Annotated in this window: 12 protein-coding genes and 1 riboswitch; of the genes, 6 read left to right on the top strand and 6 right to left on the bottom strand. The window is 64.8% G+C overall.

Annotation, left to right across the window (positions count from 1 at the left end; translation table 11 throughout):
• Positions 1–49: 49 nt before the first annotated feature.
• The 5 genes from SLT36_RS07680 to SLT36_RS07660 form a co-directional block, all read right to left on the bottom strand.
• Positions 50–799 carry a F0F1 ATP synthase subunit A gene (locus SLT36_RS07680; protein WP_432286641.1) on the bottom strand — a complete coding sequence of 250 codons (750 nt, stop codon included), beginning with the start codon at positions 797–799 and terminating at the stop codon, positions 50–52.
• Positions 800–1092: 293 nt separating this feature from the next.
• Positions 1093–2490 carry a dihydrolipoyl dehydrogenase gene (gene lpdA / locus SLT36_RS07675; protein WP_432286640.1) on the bottom strand — a complete coding sequence of 466 codons (1398 nt, stop codon included), beginning with the start codon at positions 2488–2490 and terminating at the stop codon, positions 1093–1095.
• Positions 2491–2494: 4 nt separating this feature from the next.
• Positions 2495–3796, bottom strand: a complete 1302-nt coding sequence (locus SLT36_RS07670) for a dihydrolipoamide acetyltransferase family protein (protein WP_432286639.1) — start codon at positions 3794–3796, stop codon at positions 2495–2497.
• A gap of 2 nt (positions 3797–3798) precedes the next feature.
• Positions 3799–4812, bottom strand: a complete 1014-nt coding sequence (locus SLT36_RS07665; RefSeq protein WP_432286638.1) for an alpha-ketoacid dehydrogenase subunit beta — start codon at positions 4810–4812, stop codon at positions 3799–3801.
• 3 nt (positions 4813–4815) lie between these two features.
• Complete coding sequence (locus tag SLT36_RS07660) at positions 4816–6051, bottom strand: 3-methyl-2-oxobutanoate dehydrogenase (2-methylpropanoyl-transferring) subunit alpha (protein ID WP_432286636.1); 1236 nt, start codon at positions 6049–6051, stop codon at positions 4816–4818.
• 188 nt (positions 6052–6239) lie between these two features.
• A riboswitch (TPP riboswitch) is annotated at positions 6240–6356 on the top strand.
• A gap of 109 nt (positions 6357–6465) precedes the next feature.
• Here SLT36_RS07660 and thiC point away from each other — a divergent pair.
• The 6 genes from thiC to SLT36_RS07630 are packed head-to-tail and all read left to right on the top strand — an operon-like array spanning position 6466 to position 11581.
• Positions 6466–8292, top strand: coding sequence for a phosphomethylpyrimidine synthase ThiC (thiC, locus tag SLT36_RS07655; protein ID WP_432286634.1), 1827 nt, complete (start codon positions 6466–6468; stop codon positions 8290–8292).
• Entirely contained in the window at positions 8289–9278 is a 990-nt protein-coding gene (gene thiO, locus SLT36_RS07650; protein WP_432286632.1) for a glycine oxidase ThiO, read from the top strand. The genes thiC and thiO overlap by 4 nt, the downstream gene beginning before the upstream one ends.
• Positions 9262–9459 (top strand): sulfur carrier protein ThiS, encoded by a 198-nt coding sequence (thiS, locus tag SLT36_RS07645; protein ID WP_192314237.1) that lies wholly within the window; start codon positions 9262–9264, stop codon positions 9457–9459. Before thiO ends, thiS begins: the two co-directional genes overlap by 17 nt.
• A gap of 3 nt (positions 9460–9462) precedes the next feature.
• Complete coding sequence (locus SLT36_RS07640) at positions 9463–10236, top strand: thiazole synthase (protein WP_432286631.1); 774 nt, start codon at positions 9463–9465, stop codon at positions 10234–10236.
• Positions 10233–10838, top strand: a complete 606-nt coding sequence (locus SLT36_RS07635) for a thiamine phosphate synthase (RefSeq protein WP_432286630.1) — start codon at positions 10233–10235, stop codon at positions 10836–10838. Before SLT36_RS07640 ends, SLT36_RS07635 begins: the two co-directional genes overlap by 4 nt.
• Positions 10808–11581, top strand: a complete 774-nt coding sequence (locus SLT36_RS07630) for a hydroxymethylpyrimidine/phosphomethylpyrimidine kinase (RefSeq protein WP_432286629.1) — start codon at positions 10808–10810, stop codon at positions 11579–11581. Before SLT36_RS07635 ends, SLT36_RS07630 begins: the two co-directional genes overlap by 31 nt.
• A 7-nt stretch (positions 11582–11588) precedes the next feature.
• Here SLT36_RS07630 and fghA read toward each other — a convergent pair whose 3' ends face one another.
• The gene (fghA, locus tag SLT36_RS07625; protein ID WP_432286627.1) at positions 11589–12422 is read right to left on the bottom strand and encodes an S-formylglutathione hydrolase; all 834 of its coding nucleotides are present in this window, start codon (positions 12420–12422) and stop codon (positions 11589–11591) included.
• Positions 12423–12580: the final 158 nt, after the last annotated feature.

The following is a 12580-nucleotide window of genomic DNA, read 5'->3' as shown; positions in this document are numbered from 1 at the left end:
TTACGGGGTCAGTTCACTCAAGCCGGGGTTTTTGTTTGGCAGCGCCCGTTCAGTGCCCGGGGTGCAGGGCGTCGTTGAGATACATGCAGGTCAGCATGGTAAAGATGTAGGCCTGGATCACCGCCATCAACAGTTCGAGCGCTGTCAGCGCGACAGTCATGGTGAGCGGCAGCACGGCGGCGAACATGCCGAGCGTGCCCATGCTGCCGAGGCTGACGACAAAGCCGGCAAAGACCTTGAGCGTGATGTGCCCGGCCAGCATGACGGCAAACAGGCGCACCGAATGGCTGATCGGCCGCGAGATATAGGAGACGATCTCGATCGGCACGATGATCGGCGCCAGTGCCAGCGGCACGCCGGATGGCAAAAACAGCCGGAAGAAGCCGAGCCCGTTTTTCCAGATGCCATAGAGCGTCACCGTGCCAAACACGATCATCGCGAAGGAAAAGGTGACGATGATGTGGCTGGTCACCGTGAAGGCATAAGGAAACATGCCGGCCAGATTGGCGATCAGAATGAAGACGAACAGCGAAAACACCAGCGGGAAAAATGTCATGCCGCCTTCGCCGGCATTTTCGCGCAAGGTTTTGGAGACGAATTCGTAGATCAGCTCGGTGACCGACTGTAGCCGCGTCGGCACGAGCGCGCGGGCGCTGGTCGACAAAAGCAGGAACAGCCCGCCGAAGACCGCGACCCCGACCATATAGGCGGCGGAGTTGGTGAAGGCGATCTCCTGGCCGGCAAACTCGAACAGGGTGAAGATCGGCTTGATTTCAAATTGCTCTATTGGTCCCGCCACGGCGCCTCTCCGGTCTGGTCAATGCGAAAGCGCGCCCCGGAACTGAATCCGGAAGCCTGATAGAGGTGAGCGCACAGCGTATTCCGCCGTGCGGAGGCTGCATGTTTTCGCTGTTTCAAGGTGTGAATAGGTTCGGGTGACAAATCTGCGGCGCCATCTCTTGGATGGGGCCGTCCCCGAACGTACTAGGCACTGGTCGTCCAGTGCGTGGGCTTGTTAGCCCAGCTTGGCTGATTGGGCAAGGCCGGAAGGGACGCGGCGCAAGGCCGCGTCCCCGATATCAAGATTGGGCATCAGATGTGCAGCGCATGGCCCAGCGTGCGCAGTGCTGCCTCCAGGAACGCCTCGCCCTGAGTCGGGTGGGCATGGATGGTGCCAGCGATATCCTCCAGCCGCGCGCCCATCTCGATCGCCAGGCTGAAGGCCGCGGAAAGCTCTGAGACGCCGGTGCCGACCGCCTGGATGCCGAGCACCAGATGGTTGTCCGCGCGGGCAACGATACGCACGAAACCGTCCTCGCCCATGAGCGTCATTGCCCGGCCATTGGCCGAGAACGGGAACTGCGCGGTCTTGATCTCCATGCCCAGTGCCTTGGCCTCGTCGGGCGAGAGACCTGCGGTGACGACCTCCGGATCGGTGAAGCAGACGGCGGGGATCGAACGCTTGTCCCAACTGCGCTTGTGGCCGGCAACGATCTCGGCGACCATTTCGCCCTGGGCCATGGCGCGGTGCGCCAGCATCGGCTCGCCGGTGACATCGCCGATGGCGTAGATGCCGCGCATCGAGGTGCGGCACTGCTCGTCGATGCGGATGAAGCGGCCGTCGCGGTCGAGGTCGATCTCTTCGAGGCCCCAGCCTTCGACCAGCGGCTTGCGCCCGACAGTCACCAGCACCTTGTCGGCCGCAATCTTCTGCTCGCTGCCGTCGGCGGCCTCGACCAGCAGCGCATCGCCCTTGGCTGAAAGCCCCTTGGCCTTGGCGCCTGTCAGCACCTTGACGCCGAGCGCTTCAAGCCTCTTGGCGACGGGCCGGGTCAGCTCGGCATCATATTGCGGCAGGATGCGCGGCAAGGCTTCGACGACTGTGACTTTCGAACCGAGCTTGGCAAAGGCAGTGCCGAGCTCAAGGCCGATGTAACCGCCGCCGACGACGGCGAGCGCTTGCGGCACCTGCTTGAGTGCCAGCGCCCCGGTCGACGAGATCACCGCACCGCCGAAGGGCAGGAACGGCAATTCGACCGGCACGGAACCGGTGGCAATAACAATGGTTTCGGCGCGGATCACCTGCAGGCCGGTTTCGGTGTCGACCTCGACGGTCTTGCCGTCGCGGAAGCGCGCCCAGCCCTGCACCGACTTGACCCGGGCCTTCTTGAGCAGGCCGGCAACGCCTGTCGTCAGGCGGCCGACGATGCGATCTTTCCAGGCAACGGTCCTGGCGAGATCGAGTGCCGGCGCTGACAGGCTGATGCCGAGCGGGCTTGTGCCCGACGCCATCTCCGAGACCTTGAGATATTCGTCGGCGGCATGGATCATCGCCTTGGAGGGGATGCAGCCGACATTGAGGCAGGTGCCGCCGGGCTTGACGGCTTCGACGATGACGGTGTCGATGCCGAGCTGGCCGGCGCGGATGGCGCAGATATAGCCGCCGGGGCCGGCGCCGATGACGAGAAGCTTGCAGGAGATTTCCTTCACAGCCTCAGCCCTCCACGAAGATCATTGCCGGCGCTTCGAGCAGCGCCTTGAGGCGCTGGACGAAGACCGCTGCGTCCCAGCCGTCGATGACGCGATGGTCGAAGCTGGAGGACAGGTTCATCATCTTGCGCGGCACGAACTGGGTGCCGTCCCACATCGGCCGGATCATGATCTTGTTGACGCCGACGATCGCCACTTCCGGGTGGTTGATGACGGGCGTGGTGGCGACGCCGCCCATCGCACCCAAGGAAGTGATGGTGATGGTCGAGCCGGTCAGCTCCTCGCGCGTTGCCGTGCCCGCCTTGGCGGCGTCGGCGAGGCGGTTGACCTCAGCGGCACAATCCCAGAGGTCGCGCGCCTCGGCGTGCTTGACGACTGGCACCATAAGGCCGCCGGGGGTCTGCGCCGCCATGCCGATATGCACGCCGGCATGGCGATGGATGATGCCGGCATCGTCGTCATAGATCGCATTGAGCTGCGGCTGCTCCGCCACCGCCTTGACCAGCGCCCGCATCAGGAACGGCAGGATGGTCAGCTTGGCGCGGTCAGGTTTCTTCGAGGCGTTGAGCTTGGCGCGCAGCTCCTCGAGTGCGGTGACGTCGACCTCCTCGACATAAGTGATGTGCGCGATGCGCGACTTGGCCAGCGCCATCTTTTCGGCGATGCGGCGGCGCAGGCCGATGACCTTGATTTCCTCGACGCCGGTCTTTTCCTGAAGGCCGGCGACGACGACGGCAGCACCACGGGCGGCGAACGCATCGAGATCCTCGTGGGTGACGCGACCGGCGGGACCGGTACCCGGCACCTGGCGCAGGTCGATGCCTGCCTCCCTGGCACGTAGCCTGACGGCAGGAGAGGCTAGCGGACGCTCGCCTTCCGGACGCGGCAGGCCGGTCGTGGCACGCGGCACAGGCTTGAGGGCTGCTGTGGCAGCGGCAGGCTTCGGGGTGGTCGGCGTTTTTTCTTCTTCTTTCTTAGCCGGCTCAGAAGAGGCTTTGGCAGCTTCTGGCGCCTTGGCCTCCGGCTTGGATTCGGCGGCCGGCTCTGCGGTCGACGGCGCATCACCGGCGACCTTTATCCTGACAATCGGCGAGCCGACCGGAACCGTGTCGCCGATCTCGGCGCCGAGCCAGACAATTTCGCCGTCGACCGGCGACGGGATCTCGACCGTCGCCTTATCGGTCATGACGGCGGCAAGCACCGCGTCCTCGCGCACGAGGTCGCCGATCTTGACGTGCCATTCGACAAGCTCAGCCTCGGCCACGCCTTCGCCGACATCGGGAAGCTTGATGACATGTTCGCCCATGCTCAGGCCTCCATCGTTTCGATCAAAGCTTCGCCGACACGCTTGGGTCCGGGGAAGTAGTCCCATTCCTGGGCATGCGGATAGGGCGTGTCCCAACCGGTGACGCGGGCGACGGGTGCTTCGAGATGGTAGAAGCAGTTTTCCTGCACCAGCGACACGAGCTCGGCGCCGAAGCCGGAGGTTAGCGTCGCCTCATGCACCACCACGCAGCGGCGGGTTTTCTTGACCGAGGCGACGATGGTCTCGAGATCGAGCGGCAAAAGCGTCCGGAGGTCGATGACTTCGGCATCGATACCTGTCTCCTCGGCCGCCGCCTGGGCGACATAGACCATGGTGCCATAAGCGAGAACGGTGACGGCGGAACCCGGCCGGCGGATCTCTGCCTTGCCGAGCGGGGTGGTGTAGTGCCCATCGGGCACCTCGCCCAACTCATGCTTCGACCATGCCGTGACGGGACGGTCGTGACGGCCATCGAAGGGGCCGTTGTACAATCGTTTCGGCTCCAGAAAGATCACCGGATCCGGGTCTTCGATCGAGGCGATCAGCAGGCCCTTGGCGTCGAGCGGATTGGATGGCACGACCACCTTGAGACCGGAAACATGGGTGAACAGCGCTTCAGGGCTCTGGCTGTGGGTCTGGCCGCCGAAGATGCCGCCGCCTGTCGGCATACGGATGACGATCGGACAGGTGAACTCGCCATTGGAGCGGTATCGCAACCGTGCCGCTTCCGAAACGATCTGGTCATATGCTGGATAGACGTAGTCGGCGAACTGGATTTCGATACATGGCTTGAGGCCATAGGCAGCCATGCCGACGGCGGCGCCGACGATGCCAAGTTCGCTGATCGGCGCGTCGAAACAGCGCTCCCGACCGTATTTCTGCTGAAGACCCTGGGTGCAGCGGAAGACGCCACCGAAATAGCCGACGTCCTCGCCGAAAACGACGACGTTGTCATCGCGGCCCATGGCGACATCCATGGCGCTGCGGATGGCCTCGATCATTGTCATGCGCGGCATCGGCTACACTCCCGCCTTCTGGCGCTGGCGACGGAGATGCGGCGGCATCTCGGCATAGACGCCCTCGAACATGTCGCGCGTCGACGGCTTGCCGCCGGCATGCAGCGTGCCGTGGCTCTCGGCTTCCTTCTGCGCCGTGATCACCGCCTCGAGGATTTCCGCCTCGGTCTGCTTGTGGCGCTCGTCCGACCACAGGCCGCGCTTGATCAGGTGGTTCTTCAGCCGGATCACCGGGTCACCCAGCGGCCAGGCATCGGACTCGGTCTTGGGCCGGTAAGCGGATGGATCGTCTGAAGTGGAATGTGCGCCGACACGGTAGGTGACATATTCGACCAGCGTCGGCCCGAGATTGAGCCTAGCCCGCTCGGTCGCCCATTTCGCCACCGCGTGGACGGCGAGATAGTCGTTGCCGTCGACACGCAGGGCAGCGATGCCAAACCCAAGCCCACGCGCCGCAAACGTGCCGGAGCCGCCGCGGGCGATGCCCTGGAAGGTCGAGATCGCCCACTGGTTGTTGACGATGTTGAGGACGACGGGCGCCTTGTAGGTCGAGGCGAAGACAAGTGCGGCGTGGAAGTCGCTCTCGGCGGTGGCGCCGTCACCGACCCAGCCGACAGCGATCTTGGTGTCACCCTTGATGGCGGATGCCATTGCCCATCCCACCGCCTGGATATACTGGGTGGTCAGGTTGCCGGAAATCGAGAAGAAACCGTGATCCTTGGCCGAATACATGATCGGCAGCTGGCGGCCTTTCAGCGGATCCATTTCGTTGGAATAGATCTGGTTCATCATGTCGACCATCGGATAGCCGCCGGCGATCAGCAGGCCGGCCTGGCGGTAGGTCGGGAAGTTCATGTCGCCCTGAATGAGCGCCTTGCGGAAGGCACAGCTGACCGCCTCTTCGCCCATATGCTGCATGTAGAACGAGGTCTTGCCCTGGCGTTGCGCCATCTGCATGCGCGCGTCGAAGGAGCGCAGCGTCATCATGTGGCGCAGCCCTTCGAGCTGCTCCTCGTCGGTCAGCGTACCGGCCCATGGACCTACGGCATCGCCTTCGCGATTGAGCACGCGGATGATCGAATAAGCCAGGTCGCGGATCGTCCTGGGATCGACGTCGACCGGCGGCCTGTCGACCGAACCCGCCTTGGGGATCGGCACATTGGAGAAGTCGGGGGTGCCGCCCGGGCGCACTTCCGGCTCGGGCACATGGAACTTCAGCGGCGCGGGATTGTCCGTCACGGATGCTCCTCCTGTCGCGTGCGCAGGCCAATTGGTCCTCCCTGCGCGGCAGACAATTTATGTCAGTAACGCTGACCTATTATCCGATCGTCTTCGAAACCGCAATGGGTCTCGATGCCCCCGACTTTGGCATTCTCTCGGCCTCGGCGAAAGGCCGTTGACACGACGCCGGTTCCGCCTCCATGCTTAGGGCTCACCAGGGGGGTCCCGACAAGGGGCTGAGATTCTGCTGGCTCGCGCAGCGCAGTGACCCGTTGAACCTGATCCAGTTCATACTGGCGTAGGGACGGTGCGAGGCGCAGCAGGCCGGATATCCGGCTCAGGCATTCGGGCTCATTCTTGCCCGAAGTCCCCAGGCAAAACCTCTCCTCCTTCTCATCGCATGGACTGGGTCTCCAACAAGGAGGCTCACTCATGAATGCCCACACCCCATCCGTCACTGTTGGCGAACTTCCCGCGTCGCGGAAGGTCTACAAGCCAGGCAAGCTCCATCCCGACATCCATGTGCCGATGCGCGAGATCTCGGTTCATCCGAGCGCCGGCGAGCCGCCGGTCACCGTCTATGATTCGTCAGGCCCCTACACCGACACGTCGGTGACAACAGACATAGAGCGCGGCCTGCCGCGGCTGCGCGAAGACTGGATCATCGCCCGCGGCGACGTCGAGCGTTATGAAGGCCGCGCGGTCAAGGCTGAGGACAATGGCTTCGTCTCGGGCGAAAGGCTGACGCCGGAATTCCCGGTTCGCAACGCCCCGCTGCGCGCCACCGGCGGCCGCGCCGTCACCCAGCTCGCTTATGCCCGCGCCGGCATCGTCACGCCCGAAATGGAATTCGTCGCCATCCGCGAGAACCTCGGCCGCGAGCAGATCCGGGCCAAGCTTCAACGCGACGGCGAGAGCTTCGGCGCCGTCATTCCCGATTTCGTCACCCCGGAATTCGTCCGCGACGAGGTCGCCCGCGGCCGCGCCATCATCCCCTCCAACATCAACCACCCGGAGAGCGAGCCGATGATCATCGGCCGCAATTTCCTGGTCAAGATCAACGCCAATATCGGCAATTCCGCCGTCACCTCGTCGATGGCCGAGGAGGTCGAGAAGATGGTGTGGGCGACGCGCTGGGGCGGCGACACGGTGATGGACCTGTCCACCGGCCGCAACATCCACAACATCCGTGACTGGATCATCCGCAACGCGCCGGTGCCGATCGGCACGGTGCCGCTCTACCAGGCGCTGGAGAAGGTCGGCGGCATCGCCGAGGACCTGACCTGGGAGGTGTTCCGCGACACGCTCATCGAGCAGGCCGAGCAGGGCGTCGACTATTTCACCATCCATGCCGGCGTGCGGCTCGCCTACATCCACCTGACCGTTGACCGCGTCACCGGCATCGTCTCGCGCGGCGGCTCGATCATGGCCAAATGGTGCCTGCATCACCACAAGGAGAGCTTCCTCTACGAGCATTTCGAGGAGATCTGCGACATCTGCCGAACCTATGACGTCGCCTTTTCGCTCGGCGACGGCCTGCGCCCAGGTTCGATTGCAGACGCCAACGATGCCGCCCAGTTCGCCGAACTGGAGACGCTGGGCGAACTTACCAAGATCGCCTGGGCCAAGGACTGCCAGGTGATGATCGAGGGCCCCGGCCACGTGCCGATGCACAAGATCAAGGAAAACATGGACAAGCAGCTAGAGGTCTGCGGCGAAGCGCCCTTCTACACGCTTGGGCCTTTGACCACCGACATCGCGCCCGGCTACGACCACATCACCTCTGGCATCGGCGCTGCAATGATCGGCTGGTTCGGCACGGCCATGCTCTGCTACGTCACGCCCAAGGAGCATCTTGGCCTGCCCGACCGCGACGACGTCAAGGTGGGCGTCATCACCTACAAGATCGCAGCACACGCCGCCGACCTCGCCAAAGGTCATCCGGCCGCCAAGGTCAGGGACGACGCGCTGTCGCGGGCACGCTTCGAGTTCCGCTGGGAGGACCAGTTCAACCTGTCGCTCGACCCGGAGACGGCGCGTTCCTACCACGACCAGACCTTGCCCAAGGAAGCACACAAGGTGGCGCATTTCTGCTCCATGTGCGGCCCCAAATTCTGCTCGATGCGGATCTCCCACGACATCCGCGCCGAGGCGCAGAAGGAAGGGCTGGCAGCGATGGCGGCGAAGTACCGCGACGGCGGCGACCTCTACATGCCGGTGGAAAGCGCCGAACCCGCGGAGACGGCAGGCCAGCCATGAAGGTGCTGATCCGTGGCGCGGGCGTCGCCGGGTTGACGCTCGCGCATGAGCTGGCGACACGCGGCGCAAGCGTGACCGTGGTCGACATCAGAAGGCAGATCGCCGGCAATGCCTCATGGCAGGCCGGCGGCATGCTGGCGCCGTGGTGCGAACGCGAGAGCGCCGAAGAAACGGTGCTTTCGCTCGGACGCGGTACCGCCGACTGGTGGTCCGCCGCCCTGCCCGAGCATGTCATGCGCAACGGCACGCTGGTCGTGGCGCCGGCTCGGGACGTGGCCGAACTCGACCGCTTCGGCCGCCGAACGTCCGGCTTTCGCAAGGTTGACGCCGATACGATCGCAGCACTCGAGCCCGACCTCGAAGGACGTTTCGGACGCGCACTGTTCTTCACCGAGGAGGCGCATCTCGATCCGCGCAAGGCGATGCTCGGGCTGCAGCAAAAGCTGGTGCAATTGGGCGTGCGCTTCGAGTTCGGCTACGGCGCCGTGCAGGCACCCGGCGAGCCTGACATCGAGGCCGACTGCACAGGCCTGGCAGACCCGAGGCCGGGCCTGCGCGGCGTGCGCGGTGAGATGCTGATCCTCAGGACGTCTGACATCTCGCTGGCACGCCCGGTGCGGCTCTTGCATCCGCGCGTGCCCGTCTATGTCGTGCCGCGCTCCGGCAACCTGTTCATGGTCGGCGCGACGATGCTCGAAAGCGACGTGACCGGGCCGACTACCGCGCGTTCAGTGATGGAACTGCTCAACGCCGCCTATGCGCTGCATCCGGCTTTCGGCGAAGCTGAACTCATCGAGACCGGTGTCGGTGTGCGGCCAGCCTTTGCCGACAATTTGCCGCGTGTCGAGCGCGACGGCAACACGATCCGCATCAACGGCCTCTACCGCCACGGCTTCCTGCTCGCGCCTGAGATGGCGCGGCAGGCCACCGACATGATCCTGGGCCACAAGACGAAAAGGGAGCTCGCCCATGAAGCTCACCGTTAACGGCGAAAGCCACGAGGTCGCGGCCGGCACGCTGGCGGCGCTGCTGACTGAGCTCGACTACGAGGGCAGTTGGCTGGCCACCGCGCTGAACGGCGAGGTGGTCCCGGCAAGGGAGCGCGACGACTGCGCCCTGGCCGACGGCGACCGCATTGAGATTCTTGCGCCGATGAAGGGAGGCTGACCCGTGCTCGAACTCTACGGACAACAGGTTTCGTCCCGCCTGCTCCTCGGCACCGCACTTTACCCCTCGCCCGCGATCATGGCGGACGCAATCAAAGCGTCGGGCGCCGATATCGTCACTGTCTCGCTGCGCCGCGAGACTTCCGGCGGCAAGACAGGTGGAAAATTCTGGTCGCTGGTCCAGTCGCTCGGCGTCCGGGTATTGCCCAACACCGCCGGCTGCCATTCGGTCAAGGAGGCGGTGACGACGGCGCGCATGGCCCGCGAGGTGTTCGGCACCAATTGGATCAAACTTGAGGTCATCGGCAACCACGACACGCTACAGCCCGACGTGTTCGGCCTGGTCGAGGCGGCCAAGATCCTGGCTGCCGAAGGCTTCGACGTCTTCCCCTACACGACCGACGATCTGGTCGTCGCCGGGCGCTTGCTCGATGTCGGCTGCAAGCTGCTGATGCCCTGGTGTGCGCCGATCGGGTCCGCGCGCGGGCCGCAGAACCTCGATGCCCTGCGCAGCCTGCGCGGTCATTTCCCCGATGTGCCGCTCATTGTCGATGCCGGCATCGGCCGCCCGTCACATGCGGCCACCGTCATGGAGCTCGGCTACGACGCCGTGCTGCTCAACACGGCAGTTGCCAAGGCAGGTGATCCAGTCGCCATGGCCGCGGCTTTCGGCAGGGCAGTCGAGGCCGGTCGCCAGGCATTCCTCGCCGGCCCGCTCGAAGCGCGCGACATGGCCGTTCCCTCAACCCCCGTCATCGGCATGGCAGCATTCTCATGAAGCTCGACCCGTTTTACCTGATCGTCGATTCCGCAGCGTGGATCGAGCGGCTGGTGCCGCTGGGCGTCAAGCTGGTGCAACTGCGCATCAAGGACATGGACGAAGCCGGCCTGCGCCGCGAAATCCGCACGGCGAAGGCCGTCTGCGAACGCCACCGCTGCCAGCTCGTCGTCAACGACCACTGGCGCCGCGCCATCGACGAGGGCTGCGACTTCGTTCATCTCGGCCAGGAAGACCTCGCAGAAGCGGATGTCAAAGCGATCCGCCACGCCGGCATGAAGCTCGGCCTCAGCACCCATGACGACGCAGAACTCGACACAGCACTTGCCGCCGCGCCCGATTATGTCGCGCTTGGTCCCGTCTATCCGACCATCCTCAAGGCGATGAAATGGGCGCCGCAAGGGCTCGACCACATCGCCCTCTGGAAACGGCGCGTGGGCGCGACACCGCTGGTCGCCATCGGCGGACTCAATGTCGACCGCATAGCAGGCGTCTTCGCGCACGGCGCCGACGTAGCTGCCGTCGTCACCGACATCACGCTCAACGCTGATCCCGAAGCGCGGACGCGCGAATGGCTGGCAGCGACGGCCCAGTGGCGATGACCTCGCATGTGCTCATTGTCGCCGGCTCGGATTCGAGCGGCGGCGCCGGCATCGTCCGCGACGTCGAAACGGTATCGGCTTTCGGCCTGCGTAGCAGCGTCGCCGTCACCGCAGTCACGGTGCAGACCCATGCCCGCGTCGAGCGCATCGAGCAGATGCCGCCCGACCTCGTTGCCCAGCAGATGCGCGCGGCCTTTGCCGCCAACCCAATTGCAGCGGTCAAGATCGGCATGCTGGGAACGGCGGCGACGATCGACACCGTCGCCTCGGTGCTGGCAAGCAGCCTGCCGGTCCCCATGGTGCTCGACCCGGTGCTCGCCTCGACCTCGGGACGTAAGCTGCTCGCAGGGAACGCCATCGACGCGCTCAAGCGCAAGCTTGTGCCGCTTTGCACGTTGGTGACGCCCAACCTGCCCGAGCTGGCACTGCTGACCGGCCGACCGCTCGCCGCGAGCGAAGGCGACATCGCCAGTCAGGCCGCAAAGCTGTTCGACACCGGCGCGCCCGCGATCCTCGTCAAGGGCGGTCACGCAACGGGAGCGACAGCGACGGACCTTTTGTTCCTGCCGGGACGCGAGCCGATCCGCTTCGAGGCGTCACGCATCGCGGTCGCCATGCGCGGCACCGGCTGCATGCTCGCAAGCGCGATAGCAGCCCATCTGGCACAATATGAGACGCTGGAGATCAGCATCGGCAAGGCGAAGCGGCACGTCTTCGCCAAGCTGCTTGCGTCAAGGCCGTGACGGCGGCTCAGCCCAGACGGGCCGCGTGCCACGTCAAATGATCGTCCATGAAGGTCGAAATGAAGTTGTAGGAATGGTCGTAGCCGTCCTGCATGCGCAAGGTGAGGCCGATGCCTGATGTCTTGCAGGCCTCTTCAAGCAGCCAGGGGCGCAGGCCCTCCTGCAGGAAGCTGTCGGCCGAGCCCTGGTCGACAAGGAATTCCGGAAACCGCTTGCCGTCCTCGATCAGAAGCGTCGTGTCATAGGCGCGCCATGCAGCTTCATCAGCACCGAGATACTTCTCCAGCGCCGGCTTCGACCAGCCGGCGGTCGACGGCTGTGCGATGGGTGCGAAGGCCGAGCAGCTCTTGAAGCGCTCCGGGTTCTTGAGTGCGATGGTCAGCGCGCCGTGCCCGCCCATCGAGTGGCCAAAGATCGCCTGGCGCGACATGTCGGCCGGGAAGTTCGCCGCGATCAGCGCCGGCAGTTCCTCGGTGATATAGGAATACATCCGGTAGTTCGCGGCAAAGGGCTGCTGCGTCGCGTCGACATAGAAGCCGGCGCCCGAACCGAACTGCCAGTTGTCCTTTTCGTCGGCCACGCCGTCGCCGCGCGGGCTGGTATCGGGACAGACGATGATCAGGCCAAGCTCAGCGGCGAGGCGACGGTATTCGCCCTTGTCCATGACATTGGCATGGGTGCAGGTGAGACCCGAGAGATACCACAGCACCGGCACGGGTCCGTTCTTGGCTTGCGGCGGCACGAACACCGCAAAGGTCATGTCGCAGGCGCAAGCCTCGGAGGCGTGGGAATAGACGCCCTGGATGCCGCCATGCGACTTCGACGTGGAAACGGTCTTCATCTGCTCTGCCTTCTCGTCAAGAATTACTGCCCCGGCATAACCTCGGGGGCGGCGACCTGCAACCGTTCAAAGAGATGCCGGCGGCGCGGCCGAGGGGTTGTGGAAACCTCGGACGCACCGCCGGTCGACGCCACGGCTCCGGGAACACGCGGGCCAAG

This window comes from Aminobacter sp. BA135, from assembly GCF_050859125.1.
Classification (GTDB): domain Bacteria; phylum Pseudomonadota; class Alphaproteobacteria; order Rhizobiales; family Rhizobiaceae; genus Aminobacter; species Aminobacter ciceronei.
This window is presented reverse-complemented; position numbering and strand designations above follow the sequence as displayed.